Here is a 14298-nt window from a genome sequence, read left to right as displayed (position 1 = left end):
ACTTTCCATGTCAGACTATTTCGGCACGGAGCTTCAGCAGCGCCTGCAAGCTGAGGCTGAGGCGAGTGTCGACTTCATCAGGACGACCCCCGGCGCGTGCCAGACTGGGCGCACGATGGGGTGCGATGATCCCGATCAGTTCGGGTGGGAGCTGATCGACAAGATCCTCAATCGCGACGGCATCTTCGGCTTTCGCATGATACCTGCAGGCAAGGTGGGCGAACTCAAGTCGCGATTGGCCAAGGGGGGCTACCGCTTCGACACCTGGGACGTGTTCGTGGCCGATCAGGCAAATGCCCTGGTGGCATCGGAAGCGATTGTCGGTCGAGGATTGCCCGACGGATTTGTCGATAGAGAAAGGCCGGCCGAGCCGGATGGCGAGTATACGGCCCGCATCCAGGCGCTCATGGCGGCGTCGGGCGTGGTGCCATTTTCGGGATCACTGCTGGCCGGAACCTTGGGGCCGGCGACGACGGTGGTGGTGGGCGACGAGGCAGGAGCTGTCGCGGCAACCGCGCATGGCTACTTGCCTCACAATCCCTACAGTGCCTATCACCGATATGCGTGGGGCGGACTGGTTGCGGTCGCGCAATCGCATAGAGGCCGAGGGCTCGGCGCCTACATCAACGCTCGCATGATCCTCAATGTGTTTCGCGATCTGCATGCAACGCACATCTATGAGCTCGTATCGGCATCGAACATGCCGTCCCGGCGAATGGTGGAATCATGCGGACTTCGTCCGGATCCGGCTGTCGTGTGTGGGGCTGCCACGCCTGGTGAAAGTGCGCGCTTCACCCACTGACCGCCTGATGACGGGAGACCAGTCTATGCCTCGCTGGCCCGCGCCAGTATTTTCTCGCTCGACGGCGCAGCGGGCTTCTCCGAGGGCGCCCTTCGGCCAAGCGACCCGGCGGTCAGCAGGCTAAGCGCGATGAACGGGATGCCAATGGCAAAGGCCGAGCGGATACCCCAATGGTCCGAGACGAAGCCGAGCAGCGGCGGACCGAGCAGGAAGGCGACGAAGGAGATCTGCGACAGCGCCGCGACATTGATTGCCGCGGGGCGATCCGTCCGCTGGGCGGCCGCGGAGATCGCCAGCGGAAAGAGAGCGCTGCTGCCGATCCCCAAAAGGGCAAAGCCCAGCATGGACACAAATGGGGCAGGCGACAGGAAGACCAGCAGCACGCCCGCCGCCATGCTCGCCAGCAGCACACGCGCCACACCGCTTGGCGAGTGGCGGTCGACAAAGCTGTCGGCGAAGAAGCGCGTGGTCGCTTGCGAGAATGCGAACAGCGCCACCGTGAATCCGGCGACGAAGGGACCGGAGTCGAACACGGTGCGCATGTAGATCGCCGACCAGTCGATGCTGGCACCTTCCAAGAGCATTGCCGACAGCGTCACCGCGACGAGGACGAGGATCGGCAGCGTCGGCCTTGCCAGCCTGGGCGCCTTGTCGCCGTTGCCGGCGAAGCGGCTCGGCGCCGGTTCGTAGCCGCCGAGAAACAGCGGCATCGATATCGCCACCATCGGCACGACGATAGCTAGGTGAAGTTGCGGCGACATGCCGAGATGGCCGAGCGCCGCGCCGAACAGGCCGGCGCCGAAGAAGCCCATGCTCCAGAACGAATGCGCCCGGTTCATGATCCGGCGCTTCAGCAGGAATTCCGTTCTGTCGGCCTCGACATTGAGCATGATCTCGATGCTGCCGATCATCAGTCCGACCGGAAGGAGCATGAGGAACAGCGAGACAGGCCCCGGCGCGTGCACCGCGATGGCATAGGTTGCCGCCACCAATGGGACCAGCCCGAGCAGCGCGCGGCGGAAGCCGACCCGTTCCAGCATCGGCGTCGCCAACGTCAGCGCGGTCAAGGTGCCGATCGGCGTTCCGATCAGGCTGAGCCCGAGCGTGCCGTCCTCGATGCCCATGGCATGCTTGATGTCCGGCAGCCGCGGAAAGATGTTGCCCATGGCGAACGAATAGATCGCAAACCCGGCATAGACCCGGTGCTGAGGGGCGAGGCTGAGGCCAAGGGTCATCGCAATGCCTTCAGGGAAAGAGGTGCCGGCGGCTGGCCTGTCCAACTGCCTGAATTGTTCGACTTCTTGCATAAACACGGAAAACATGCAAGAACGTGCACAAAGAAACAGGATCATGCAATGCTTACCGACGAACGGCACCAGCTCATCCGCGACCGGCTTGCGGCGGAGGGAAGGGTACTGGCCGGCGAACTGGCGAGCCGCTTCGGCGTTTCGGAAGACACGGTCCGACGCGACCTGAGGGAGATGGCCAAGGCCGGGCAATGCCGCCGCGTCTATGGCGGCGCGGTCGCGGCCGCACCTTTCGCCGCTGCACCAATCAGCCAGCGCGATAGCCATGCGGTCGAGGAGAAGATGCGGCTGGCGCGCGCGGCGGTGACTCTGCTCTCCAGCGGGCAAAGCCTGTTCATCGACGGCGGCACCACCAATGCCGCGATCGCCAGGGCCATTCCGCGCGACCTCGAACTGACCATAGCCACCAATTCGCTCGGCGTCGCTTCGGCTCTCTCCGAACACGCCTTGGTCGAACTGATCATGCTGGGTGGCAGGTTCGACCGCGACCTGGGAACCTGCGTCGGCGCCGATACGCTGGCTGCCGTCGCGCAGCTTGGCGCCGACCTGTTTTTCCTGGGCTCCTGCGGTCTCGATGCCTCACGCGGCGTGACGGCGTTCGATTCGGCGGAGGCCGAGGTGAAGCGGGCCATGGCCAGGAACAGCGCCGGCATCGTCATCGCCGTCACCAACGACAAGCTGGCCACGGCGGCGCCCTACCGCGTCGCCGGGCCTGAAGCGATCCGCCATCTGGTGGTCGAAAAGACGGCGCCGGCCGCTATCCTCGCCGATTTCGAGCGTCAGGGCGCTGAAATCCGCTTCGCCTGAACAGTTGGCGCGCCGCATCGGAACCGCCCGCTTGCCTTGACAAAACCGGCCTCTCATGCGCTTTTCGCGCAAATTTTCCGAGCCGGCCCGTCGGCCTGCAACCAGTTCCGGACTTCATCATGACAATGCATCGTTACCGCAGCCACACCTGTGCCCAATTGAGAAAGAGCGACGTCGGCGTCCCCGTCCGCCTGTCGGGCTGGGTGCATCGCGTGCGCGACCATGGCGGCCTGCTGTTCATCGACCTGCGTGATCATTACGGCCTGACCCAGATCGTCGCCGATCCGGATTCGCCGGCCTTCAAGATCGCCGAGACCGTGCGCGGCGAGTGGGTCATCCGCGTCGACGGCGAGGTCAAGGCGCGCCTGCCCGAGACAACCAATGCCAATCTGCCGACCGGCGAAATCGAGATTTTCGCGCGCGAGATCGAGGTGCTGTCGGCGGCCAAGGAACTGCCGCTGCCGGTGTTCGGCGAGCCCGACTATCCGGAAGACATCCGCCTGAAGTACCGCTTCCTCGACCTGCGCCGCGAGACTTTGCACAAGAACATCGTGGCGCGGACAAAAATCATCGCCGAGATGCGCAAGCGCATGGACGAGGTCGGCTTCACCGAATTCTCGACGCCGATCCTGACCGCGTCGTCGCCCGAGGGCGCGCGCGACTTCCTGGTGCCGTCACGCATCCATCCCGGCACCTTCTACGCGCTGCCGCAGGCGCCGCAGCAATACAAGCAGCTGATCATGGTGTCGGGCTTCGACCGCTACTTCCAGATCGCGCCCTGCTTCCGCGACGAGGATCCGCGCGCCGACCGTCTGCCGGGCGAATTCTACCAGCTCGATCTGGAGATGAGCTTTGTCGAGCAGGACGACGTGCTCGGCACGATGGAGCCCGTCCTCCGCGCGGTCTTCGAGACCTTCGCCAACGGCAAGCCGGTGACGCAGAAATTCCAGCGCATTCCCTATGATGTCTCCATGCGCAAATACGGCACCGACAAGCCGGACCTGCGCAACCCGATCGAGATGCAGGCGGTCTCCGACCATTTTCGCGAGTCCGGCTTCAAGGTGTTCGCCAACATCCTCGCCAACGATCCGAAGGCCGAGATCTGGGCCATACCGGCCAAGACCGGCGGCTCGCGCGCCTTCTGCGACCGCATGAACTCCTGGGCGCAGGGCGAGGGCCAGCCTGGCCTGGGCTACATCTTCTGGCGCAAGGAGGGCGAGAAGCTCGAAGGCGCGGGACCGCTGGCCAAGAACATCGGCGAGGAACGCACCGAGGCGATCCGCCTCCAGCTCGGCCTTGCAGACGGCGATGCCGCCTTCTTCGTCGCCGGCGACCCGAAGAAGTTCGTGTCCTTCGCGGGTGCTGCACGCACCCGCGCCGGCGAAGAGCTCAATCTTGTCGACCGCGAGCGCTTCGAACTGTGCTGGATCGTCGACTTCCCGTTCTTCGAATGGAACGAGGAGGAGAAGAAGATCGATTTCGCCCACAACCCGTTCTCGATGCCGCAAGGCGGCATCGACGCGCTCAACGGCGAGGATCTGCTCGGCATCAAAGCGTTCCAGTACGATATGGTCTGCAACGGCTTTGAGATCGCCTCCGGCGGCATCCGCAACCATCTGCCGGAAACCATGGTCAAGGCCTTCGAGACGGTCGGGCTCGACCGCGCGACCGTCGAGGAGCGCTTTGGCGGCCTCTACCGTGCCTTCCAGTACGGCGCGCCGCCGCATGGCGGCATGGCGGCCGGCATCGACCGCGTCGTCATGCTTTTGGTCGGGGCCAAGAACCTGCGCGAGGTCACCATGTTCCCGATGAACCAGCAGGCTTATGACCTCCTGATGAACGCGCCCTCGGAAGCCACGCCGCAGCAGCTTCGCGAATTGTCGCTGCGCGTCGCGGCGGCCAAGAAGGACGCCTGATCCCGTTTCGACCGGTACTTTAAAAAAAGGCCGGAACCGATTCTTTCGATTCGACAATCCAACAAAAAAGCCCGGCATCGCTGCCGGGCTTTCTGCTTTCAGGAACCCTGTCGATCAGTCTTCGTTCGCCGTGACCTTGACGCCCAGCGTCTTCGGCAGGTCGAGCGGGTTGGACATCGCGCCGGCCATGATCAGCGCGAACGGCACCGAGGCCGGCGGCTCGGCCGAAATCTCGAGGCTCTTCGGGTCGTCCAGATACTTGCTGACCGCGGCGGTCACTTCGGCCGTCAGTTCCGGATTGTTGAGCTGCGCCATGCCGAACGGCACGATCGCCTTGGCCTGGTTGGCGATGTCCTTGGCCGACATGCCTTGCTGCTTGCCGACATACTCCAACACCTTGCCGGTCAGCGAATCGTCGTCGAAGCGGATCGAGGCGCCGTTGAAGGTGAGCTGCTGCATCAGGCCGAGCATGGCCATGCCTTGCGCCGAATTGTCGGCACCTTCGGGCTGCGCCGCCATCTTCTTCTGCATCTCCTGCACCGACTTTACGAAATCGAGCGTATAGCCGCCGAGGTCGAAGGTCATGCCGAACTTGCCGGCATTGTCGACCGCGATGTTGTATTGGGACAGTTCCATCTTGCCGTCCGAAGGCTGCCAAGTGCCGGCCACGTCGATATTGCCGGTGATGTTCTGGTAGCCGAGCGCGTCGATGACCTCCTTCGACTTCGGGTCCTCGACCAGGGTCAGGTCGGCATTGAACTTTTCCGTCGTGCCGGTGAATTCCATCGCCTTGCCGTCGGCGGGCGGCGTGATCTCGATGGCGAGGCCGTCCATCGAGAAGGCGGTCTTGTCGGCGACCTTGACCGTCATGTTGGCGAGTTCGGCCGATTTGTACATCAGCATCGAGCCCGTCGGTCCGGTGGCGCCATCGGCCGGAACAGTCATGTCATGAATGACGAAGGGGCTGAGATCGAGGGTGATGCCGTCCTGGGTGCGTTGGAAAGCCGAGGTTGACACGGTCGCGATGTCATAACCGCCATTGGCCTCGGTCACGCCCTCGAGCTTGACGTCGCCGATCGGCAGCGCCTCCTTCTCGGCCGCCGGTTTCACCGACACGCCCTGCAGCACCATGCTGGTGGCGTCGCCGGTCACCCCGGTCCAGGAAATGTCGACGCCCTGGGCGGCGAGCGTCGCCTTGAGCCGGTCGGCGACGGCAGTGTCCTGCGCGAAAGCGGCATTCAGCGGCAGCGTCAGCAAAAAGGTCGAAAAAGCGAGTTTGCGGAATGAGTGTTGGATTGTCATTTCAAGTCCCCTGAGATGTCCTGAAAAATGTCTTCATTGGTTGCGCCTCACCATTCTGTGACGAACTGGACGGGATAAAGGCGTTGTCGGACAGAATGGTCGAAAATCACGGCGAAAGGCAAACCCGATCCTCGGTCTTTGCGTGGTGCGGTGAATTTGTCATGAAGATCGGATTTCCATGCGTCATCGCGTCATGCCTTAGACAGGGCTTGTAACAGATTGATGTTGGCTGGCGCCGGCACCGCTTCCGATGCTGTTGCACATAGACGTGGCCGCGCCGGCAATTCCGTGAAGTCCATCACATCCGTGCGGTAGGTTTGAGGCGGCTGCGCCCGCCCAGGTGTCGCCCGTTTTGCCGCCCAAAGGCCGCGCGAAGTGCGGATTCGCACACCGGCGCTTGCCGCGAATCACCCGCTCGGCTAGTGCAGCCCCATGGGAAAAAGGCTTTTGCCGCCTCAAGATGGCGGTGGTGATCACGTCGAACCGATCGATCTGAAGAAGGCGCTGGAAGAGCGCTATCTCGCTTATGCGTTGTCGACCATCATGCACAGGGCGCTGCCGGATGTGCGCGACGGGCTGAAGCCCGTGCACCGCCGCATCATGCATGCCATGCGGCTGCTCAGGCTCAATCCCGACCAGGGTTTCGCCAAATGCGCCCGTATCGTCGGCGAGGTGATGGGCAAGTTCCATCCGCATGGCGACCAGTCGATCTACGACGCGCTGGTGCGCCTGGCGCAGGATTTCTCGATGCGCTACCCGCTGGTCGACGGGCAGGGCAATTTCGGCAACATCGACGGCGATAACGCCGCCGCCATGCGCTACACCGAAGCGCGCATGACCGATGTGGCGACCGAGCTGCTCGCCGGCATCACCGAGGACGCGGTCGATTACCGGCCGACCTACAATGAGGAGGACGAGGAGCCGGTCGTGCTGCCCGGCGCCTTCCCGAACCTGCTAGCCAACGGCTCGTCCGGCATTGCGGTGGGCATGGCGACCTCGATCCCGCCGCACAATGCCGCCGAGCTTTGCGACGCGGCACTACACCTGATCGAGAATCCGGACGCGCCGGTGACGGCGCTGATGGATTTCGTCCAGGGCCCGGATTTCCCGACCGGCGGCATCATCGTCGACAGCCGCGCCTCGATCCTGGAAGCCTACGAGACCGGCCGCGGCGGTTTTCGCGTCCGGGCGAAATGGAGCCAGGAGGACCAGGGCAGGGGCACCTGGAGCATCGTCGTTACCGAGATCCCCTACGGCGTCCAGAAGGCGCGGCTGATCGAGAAGATCGCCGAGCTGCTGATGGCGCGCAAATTGCCGCTTCTGGAGGACATCCGCGACGAGAGCGCCGAGGACATCCGCGTCGTGCTGGTGCCGAAGAGCCGTTCGGTCGATCCGGGCATATTGATGGAATCGCTGTTCAAGCTGACCGAACTCGAAAGCCGCTTCCCGCTCAACATGAACGTGCTGTCGCGCGGCAAGGTGCCGAACGTGCTGTCGCTGAAGGGCGTGCTCAAGGAATGGCTCGAGCACCGCCGCGACGTGCTCATCCGCCGTTCGAAGCATCGGCTTGGCGAGATCGAAAGGCGGCTGGAGATCCTCGCCGGCTATCTCATCGCTTACCTCAACATCGACGAGGTGATCAGGATCATCCGCGAGGAGGACGAGCCCAAGCAGGTGATGATGGCCCGCTGGTCGCTGACCGACACCCAGGCCGAAGCCATCCTCAACATGCGCCTGCGCGCTCTTCGCAAGCTGGAAGAGATCGAGATCCGCAAGGAGTTCGACGGCCTCACCGCCGAGAAGAAGCAGATCGAGGCGCTGCTGGCGTCGAATGCCAAGCAATGGGCGACGATCAAGTGGGAAGTCAGCAGCATCCGCGACAAGTTCGGACCGCAGACCGAACTCGGCAAGCGGCGGACCCAGTTCGCCGACGCGCCCGAGCATGACCTTACCGACATCGCGCACGCCATGATCGAGCGCGAGCCGGTCACCGTGGTCGTCTCCGAAAAGGGCTGGCTCAGGGCGATGAAAGGTCATTTGAGCGACCACTCGACGCTCACCTTCAAGGAGGGCGACAGCCTCAAGCTCGCCTTCCACGCCCAGACCACCGACAAGATCCTGGTCTTCACCACCGGCGGCAAGTTCTACACGATCGGCGCCGACCGGCTGCCGGGCGGACGCGGCCATGGCGAACCGATCCGCATCATCGTCGACATGGACAACGACCAGGACATCGTCACCGCCTTCGTCCACGACCCCAAGCGCAAGCTGCTTCTGGTGTCCTACGACGCCAACGGCTTCGTCGTGCCGGAGGAAGAGGTCGTCGCCAACACCCGCAAGGGCAAGCAGGTGATGAACGTCAAGGCGCCGGACGAGGCCAAGCGCTGCCTGGTGGTGGGCGGCGACCATCTCGCCATCGTCGGCGAGAACCGCAAGATGCTGGTCTTCCCGCTTTCCGAGATCCCGGAAATGGGCCGCGGCAAGGGCGTTCGCCTGCAAAAATACAAGGACGGCGGCGTTCTTGACCTGAAAACCTTTACGCTGGAAACCGGCCTGTCCTGGCAGGATTCGGCCGACCGCACTTTCGTCAAGTCGCGCGAGGAACTGGCGGAGTGGATCGGCGCCAGAGCGTCGGCCGGACGGATGGTGCCGAAGGGATTCCCGCGGACGGGCAAGTTCGGGTAGCGCCGCTAAATCTCCCCCCTCGAGGTGGGATGTCGCCGAAGGCGACAGAGAGGGTCGGTACGTCCTGACGCGACCTCCCAATCGCGAACGGACGTGGCCGGCACTCCATGCGAGACGACCCCCTCTGGCCTGCCGGCCATCTCCCCCTCGAGGGCCCTCGAGGGGAGATTCCCAAGCAGTTGGACTATCGTCACGATTGCTGCACTATGATTGTGCATAAGCAGTAGGATGGGCAGGGAGAAACGCGCGTTTGAAGCGGACTGAGATCCAGAAACCGGAGCGGCAGCAGCGCCTGTTCGGCCTGTCGGCGCCGCTGAGATCCGCCGTCATCCCGCCGCTGTCGGCGGCGCGCTGGCTTTTGGTGCTGATCGTTGCCGCCGGCGTCTACTTGTTCCACGGCTTCCTGTTTCCGGTGTTGGCCGCCCTCGTCATCGCCTTCGCCAGCTGGCCGCTCTACCGGCGGCTGCTTGCCGCCGTCGGCGGCAACCGCACCATCGCCGCGACTTTCGCGATCCTGTTCATCCTGACCTTCCTGGTGGTGCCGATCGCGCTCGCCGGCACCTATGCCATCAACGAGGTCCGCGAATGGGTCGCCTGGGCGATCGAGACCAACCGGCACGGTGCGGTGACACCGCACTGGATCGCCACAATGCCCATCGTCGGCGAGTGGCTGAATGAGCAGTGGACGACCAATCTCGGCCATCCCGGCGGCATCGGCGAACTGATCCAGCTGGTCAGCGGCGCCAACATCGGCAGCATCTATCGCGGCGTGCTGGCGGCCGGCGGCAGTGCCTTCGGCCTGTTGCTGACGCTGCTGTTCATGATGATCGCGCTGTTCTTCGCCTATCGCGATGGCGAGCATTTCGCCGGCCAGGTCGACCGCCTCGGCGAGCGCATCCTGCCGATGAGATGGGAGCGGATTTCGCGGGTTGTGCCGGCGACGATCTCCTCGACCGTGACCGGCATGACCATCATCGCCATCGGCGAGGGGCTGGTGCTCGGCATCGCCTACTGGCTGGCCGGCGTGCCGTCGCCGGTGACGCTCGGCGCCTTGACCGGCGTCATGGCACTGATCCCCGGCGGCGCTCCGCTGTCCTTCACGCTTGTCTCGATCTATCTCGCCGCCAGCGGTTCGCCGGTGGCGGGGTTCGCGCTGTTCATATGGGGCGCGGTCGAACTCTTCATCGTCGACAAGACGCTGCGCCCGAAGCTGGTCGGCGGGCCGATCAAGCTACCCTTCCTGCCGACCTTTTTCGGCCTGATCGGCGGCGTCAAGACGATGGGCTTCCTCGGCCTGTTCATCGGCCCGGTGCTGATGGCGCTGCTGGTCGCGATCTGGCGCGAATGGCTGCGCGAGGTCGAACTGATGGACGAGGCCGCTCCTGCCGCGCCAGAGGAACTGGACGATCATCCGCCGCAGATCGAGATCGCCGCCGAGCACGGCGTGCCGAAAAAAGTCAGGCCGGGTGACTGACGGCCAGCGCGGCGCGGCGCTTGCGTCCTTCATGCAACTGCCACAATGAGTGGGCGACCAGCGCGGTGATCAGGATGACGCCGCCGATCAGGCTGTTGCGCGACGGTGTTTCCGCAAAGATCATCCACACCCAGACCGGCGCCAGCACGGTTTCCAGCAGATAGAACATCGCCACTTCCGGTCCTGAAATGTATTTCGGTCCGTTGGCAAGGCAGAAGAACGAGATCGGCATGATCACGGCGCCGTTGAAGATGATCCACCATGGCGCGTTGACGTGAAAGCCTTCGACCGAGACCATGAACGCGGCAACCGCCAAGGGCAGGACGACGCCGACCAGCGATGTGAAGCCCATGTCCTTGCCGCTGGCGCGCGAGATGGTGATGGCTAGAGCGACGAAGAAGGCCGAGCAGAGCGCCATGAAATCGCCGAACAGGTGCCCGGTGCCGACCGAACCGCCGACGATGATCAGCACGCCAAGGATCATGACCAGCATCGTCGCGAGCGTCATCAGCCGCGGCCGCTCCCACAGGAACAGCCAGGACAAGAGCGCTGCGAATACGGTGTTGAAGGCGAGGATGAAGACCAGATTTGCGGTCGAGGTGTGGAAGACGGCGGTGATGAAGGTGATGCCGGTCAGGCCATAGCATATGGCCACCGCCAACCCTGACCAGCCTGGGATGAGTTGTGGTGCGTTCCTGCTCAGCGCACGCCAGACGGCCCAGACCACCAGTGCGGCGGCCAAGGTCGTGGCGTTGCGCAGCATCATGATGGTCCATGGGCTGCCGTCGGCGAGCCGGATCAGCGGGATGTCGATGGTCAGCGTCAGTCCGCCGATGGCGGTGATGAGGAGGCCCTTCTGATGATCGTGGTGGGATGACATGCCGATCTCGCAATGAATGGGGAGGCAGGCCGCAATATCGGCCCGTCACCTGTCTTCCAGCCACACAGCCGGAAGACCAGCTTCCTCCTCCTTGAAACAGTTAGGGATGAATGGCGGAAGGAAGGGTCAGCGCGAAACCGCTTCGTGGTCGTAGCGTTCCCAGCCCTTCGGGCCGAGATGCTCCTGCGGCATGAAGCGCATCTTATAATTCATCTTGCGCGAGCCGTTGACCCAGTAGCCGAGATAGACATGGGGCAGGCCCATCGCCCTGGCGCGGGCGATGTGGTCGAGGATCATGAACGTGCCGAGCGAGCGGTCCTCGAAGTTTGGATTGAAGTAGGAATAGACCATCGATAGGCCGTCGGCCATCTTGTCGGTGAGTGCCACGGCGATCAACTCGCCCTGGCCCTTGCCGGTGATGAAGCTGTCGGGGCCGCGCCGCCGGTATTCGATGATCTTGGTGTCGACATGCGTGTCCTCGACCATCATGGCGTAGTCGAGCACCGTCATGTCGGACATGCCGCCGCGGCGGTGCCGGGCATCGAGATAGGCGCGAAACAGCGAATACTGCTCGGTGGAAGGCTGCGCGTCGTGCATGGCGCCGATGAGATCGGCATTGTGCTGGATCACCCGCTTCATGTTGCGACTGGCGGTGAACTCCTGCGCCAGGATGCGCACCGAAACACAGGCGCGGCAGGTTTCGCAGGCCGGCCTGTAGGCGATGTTCTGCGAGCGCCGGAACCCGCCTTGCGTCAGGAGGTCGTTCATCTCCGGCGCCTTGTCGCCGACCAGATGCGTGAACACCTTGCGCTCGAACTGGCCCTCCAGATACGGGCATGGCGACGGCGCGGTCAGGAAGAACTGCGGCGACTGGGTCGGGTGCTGCGTCATCGAGTCTAGGAAACACTCCTGCGAATCGCCTTACCTTTGGCCCGGTCGGCGAAAAATTCAACAGGATTGTGAGGCGGCGGCCGGTCGAAGGCCTTCATATTTGCGCATAGGCGCCCGCACAGCCCTTCGAAACGCTGTTTCAACGATCCCTGCGGGTCACCACCGTGCCGAGCAGCAGGTCGTGCAGCGTGCGCTTGCGGTCGGAAAACAGCGTCACCAGCAGAACCAGCGGTGTCAGGATGACGTTGGCGGCCCAGAACAGCACCGAATGCACCACGGCGGTCAGTCCGTCGATGCGGGTGCCGTCGAGGCGATCGAGCCGGATGCCCATCATCTTCATGCCGGTCGTGGCCTGGTCGCGGCTGCCCAGCGTGTTCCAGATGTAGAGAATGGCGACCGCCGGCACGAGCACGGAAAACAGCATCCAGCCAAGGCCGAGCGTCAGCACCCCGAGCAGGAACACCAGGATCGCGAACGGAATGGTGAGCAGCGCGACGATGCAATAGTCGATGATGAAGGCCAGGATGCGCCGCGTGCGCACGCCGTCATAGGCTCTGACATCGTCGAGCCTGCTGGTGATGATTTCGCCGTCGAGAACGCGCGCGTTCATGTCATACCCTCGCAACCGGGCCCGCAATAGGGTGCGGGCACATTGCTGATGAAATGGTGAAGGCCTGCGGTGGAATCAAGATCGGGGCCTTTCGCCCGGCATATATGGCCAGGCCATGCCAACCCCTTTCGAATCGGTTGAATTTGCCGCGCGGATGGCATTAGCTTGCTGCGGCGCAACAAAGCGCTCAGGGGCAGAGACGAGGGGCAGGGCGACATGGACTATGACATGCTGGTCATCGGGAGCGGCCCTTCCGGGCGCCGTGCCGCCGTGCAGTCGGCCAAGCTCGGCAAATCCGTGCTGGTGGTCGACAGGGGCCGGCGCCTCGGCGGCGTCTCCGTGCACACCGGCACCATCCCGTCGAAGACGCTGCGCGAGACCGTGCTCAACCTGTCCGGCTGGCGCGAGCGCGGCTTCTACGGCCGCGGCTACCGGGTCAAGCAAGACATTTCCATCGGCGATCTCGTCGAGCGCCTGCACAAGACGCTCGACCACGAGGTCGAGGTCCTGCAGCACCAGTTTATGCGCAACGCGGTCAAGAGCGTGCGCGCTACGGCGAAGTTCCTCGGCCCCAACAAGGTCAGCCTGACGAGCGACAACGGCGACTACAGCGAGATCGGTTTCGCCAATGCGCTGATCGCGGTCGGCACCAGGCCGCACCGGCCGCGTGACGTGCCCTTCGACCAGACCCGCATCTTCGACAGTGACGAAATGCTGGAACTCGGCCGCTTGCCGCGCACGCTGACGGTGATCGGCGCCGGCGTCATCGGTGTCGAATATGCGACGATCTTTTCGGCGCTCGACGTGCCGGTGACGCTGGTCGAGCCGCGCAACACCATCCTCGATTTCGTCGACCGCGAAATCGTCGATGATTTCATCCATCAGATGCGCGACCGCGGCATGACCATCCGGCTGGGCAGCACGGTCAAGGAAATCGCCTCCAAGCCCGACTATGCCGAAGTGACGCTTGCCGACGGCCGCACCATCCGCTCGGAGATCGTGCTTTATGCCGCCGGCCGCAGCGGCAATCTCGGCAGCCTCGGGCTGGACGTGGTCGGCATCGAGGCCGACTCGAGAGGCCGCATCAAGGTCGACCCGCTAACCTTCCAGACCAGTGCGCAGAACATCTACGCCACCGGCGACGTCATCGGCTTTCCGAGCCTTGCCTCGACCTCGATGGAACAGGGCAGGGTGGCAGCCTGCCATGCCTTCGGCGTGCAACTGCCGCCGCCGCCTGAAACCTTTCCCTACGGTATCTACGCCGTGCCGGAAATCTCGACCGTCGGCCAGTCCGAGGAGCAGGTGCGCGAGAGCGGTGCCGCTTACGAGGTCGGCCTGGCGCGTTTTCGCGAGACTTCGCGCGGCCACATCATGGGCGTCAACACCGGCTTCCTGAAACTTCTGTTCTCGGTCGAAACGCGCCGGCTGCTCGGTGCCCATATCGTCGGCGAGGGCGCGACCGAACTGATCCATATCGGCCAGGCGGTGATCAATCTCGGCGGCACCGTCGACTTCTTCGTCAACAACACCTTCAACTATCCGACGCTGGCCGAGGCCTACAAGATCGCCGGGCTCGATGCATGGAACAGGATGGGACAGGGCTAAAGCAACGACAGGAAAAGTG

General features: G+C 63.7%; 11 protein-coding genes. 6 read left to right on the top strand and 5 right to left on the bottom strand.

All coding sequences use genetic code 11. The features are described 5' to 3' along the window. The first annotated feature begins 7 nt into the window (after nt 1-7). A complete protein-coding gene (locus tag AC1RUK_RS14055) occupies nt 8-802 on the top strand; it encodes a GNAT family N-acetyltransferase (RefSeq protein WP_481835144.1) in 795 nt (264 codons plus the stop codon). A gap of 23 nt (nt 803-825) precedes the next feature. Here the strand turns inward: AC1RUK_RS14055 and AC1RUK_RS14050 are convergent, their stop codons facing one another. Then, nucleotides 826-2037 (bottom strand): MFS transporter, encoded by a 1212-nt coding sequence (locus AC1RUK_RS14050; RefSeq protein ID WP_481835145.1) that lies wholly within the window; start codon nt 2035-2037, stop codon nt 826-828. A 120-nt stretch (nt 2038-2157) separates the two neighbouring features. Here AC1RUK_RS14050 and AC1RUK_RS14045 point away from each other — a divergent pair, with 120 nt between their 5' ends. Further along, on the top strand, nt 2158-2916 hold the full coding sequence (locus AC1RUK_RS14045) for a DeoR/GlpR family DNA-binding transcription regulator (RefSeq protein WP_481835146.1): 759 nt from the start codon (nt 2158-2160) through the stop codon (nt 2914-2916). A 125-nt stretch (nt 2917-3041) separates the two neighbouring features. Beyond that, nucleotides 3042-4832, top strand: coding sequence for an aspartate--tRNA ligase (gene aspS / locus AC1RUK_RS14040; RefSeq protein ID WP_481839508.1), 1791 nt, complete (start codon nt 3042-3044; stop codon nt 4830-4832). 114 nt (nt 4833-4946) lie between these two features. Here aspS and AC1RUK_RS14035 read toward each other — a convergent pair whose 3' ends face one another. Continuing rightward, nucleotides 4947-6134: an aq_1923 C-terminal domain gene (locus tag AC1RUK_RS14035; protein ID WP_481835147.1), complete on the bottom strand. Its 1188-nt coding sequence runs from the start codon at nt 6132-6134 to the stop codon at nt 4947-4949. Nucleotides 6135-6566: 432 nt separating this feature from the next. Here AC1RUK_RS14035 and parC point away from each other — a divergent pair, with 432 nt between their 5' ends. Both parC and AC1RUK_RS14025 read left to right on the top strand, forming a co-directional pair. Next, entirely contained in the window at nt 6567-8819 is a 2253-nt protein-coding gene (gene parC / locus AC1RUK_RS14030; RefSeq protein ID WP_481835148.1) for a DNA topoisomerase IV subunit A, read from the top strand. Nucleotides 8820-9069: 250 nt separating this feature from the next. Continuing rightward, the gene (locus AC1RUK_RS14025; protein ID WP_481840281.1) at nt 9070-10293 is read left to right on the top strand and encodes an AI-2E family transporter; all 1224 of its coding nucleotides are present in this window, start codon (nt 9070-9072) and stop codon (nt 10291-10293) included. Here the strand turns inward: AC1RUK_RS14025 and AC1RUK_RS14020 are convergent. From AC1RUK_RS14020 to AC1RUK_RS14010, 3 genes are all read right to left on the bottom strand, one after another. After that, nucleotides 10277-11173: a DMT family transporter gene (locus tag AC1RUK_RS14020; protein ID WP_481835150.1), complete on the bottom strand. Its 897-nt coding sequence runs from the start codon at nt 11171-11173 to the stop codon at nt 10277-10279. The two genes, AC1RUK_RS14025 and AC1RUK_RS14020, sit on opposite strands and share 17 nt — an antisense overlap. A 126-nt stretch (nt 11174-11299) precedes the next feature. After that, on the bottom strand, nt 11300-12064 hold the full coding sequence (locus AC1RUK_RS14015) for an arginyltransferase (RefSeq protein ID WP_481835151.1): 765 nt from the start codon (nt 12062-12064) through the stop codon (nt 11300-11302). 139 nt (nt 12065-12203) lie between these two features. Then, nucleotides 12204-12674 carry an RDD family protein gene (locus AC1RUK_RS14010; protein WP_436174535.1) on the bottom strand — a complete coding sequence of 157 codons (471 nt, stop codon included), beginning with the start codon at nt 12672-12674 and terminating at the stop codon, nt 12204-12206. 216 nt (nt 12675-12890) lie between these two features. On the opposite strand from AC1RUK_RS14010, the gene sthA reads away from it, so the two are divergent. Further along, complete coding sequence (gene sthA / locus AC1RUK_RS14005; RefSeq protein WP_481839509.1) at nt 12891-14279, top strand: Si-specific NAD(P)(+) transhydrogenase; 1389 nt, start codon at nt 12891-12893, stop codon at nt 14277-14279. Nucleotides 14280-14298: the final 19 nt, after the last annotated feature.

The sequence above is a fragment of the Mesorhizobium monacense genome (assembly GCF_056781675.1).
This window is presented reverse-complemented; position numbering and strand designations above follow the sequence as displayed.

Coding starts and splice junctions, on each gene's coding strand:
- AC1RUK_RS14035 (WP_481835147.1), bottom strand. CDS start 6,134: ATGACAATCCAACACTCATTCCGCAAACTCGCTTTTTCGACCTTTTTG.
- AC1RUK_RS14010 (WP_436174535.1), bottom strand. CDS start 12,674: ATGAACGCGCGCGTTCTCGACGGCGAAATCATCACCAGCAGGCTCGAC.
- AC1RUK_RS14050 (WP_481835145.1), bottom strand. CDS start 2,037: ATGACCCTTGGCCTCAGCCTCGCCCCTCAGCACCGGGTCTATGCCGGG.
- AC1RUK_RS14055 (WP_481835144.1), top strand. CDS start 8: ATGTCAGACTATTTCGGCACGGAGCTTCAGCAGCGCCTGCAAGCTGAG.
- sthA (WP_481839509.1), top strand. CDS start 12,891: ATGGACTATGACATGCTGGTCATCGGGAGCGGCCCTTCCGGGCGCCGT.
- AC1RUK_RS14020 (WP_481835150.1), bottom strand. CDS start 11,173: ATGTCATCCCACCACGATCATCAGAAGGGCCTCCTCATCACCGCCATC.
- aspS (WP_481839508.1), top strand. CDS start 3,042: ATGCATCGTTACCGCAGCCACACCTGTGCCCAATTGAGAAAGAGCGAC.
- AC1RUK_RS14045 (WP_481835146.1), top strand. CDS start 2,158: ATGCTTACCGACGAACGGCACCAGCTCATCCGCGACCGGCTTGCGGCG.
- AC1RUK_RS14015 (WP_481835151.1), bottom strand. CDS start 12,064: ATGACGCAGCACCCGACCCAGTCGCCGCAGTTCTTCCTGACCGCGCCG.
- parC (WP_481835148.1), top strand. CDS start 6,567: ATGGGAAAAAGGCTTTTGCCGCCTCAAGATGGCGGTGGTGATCACGTC.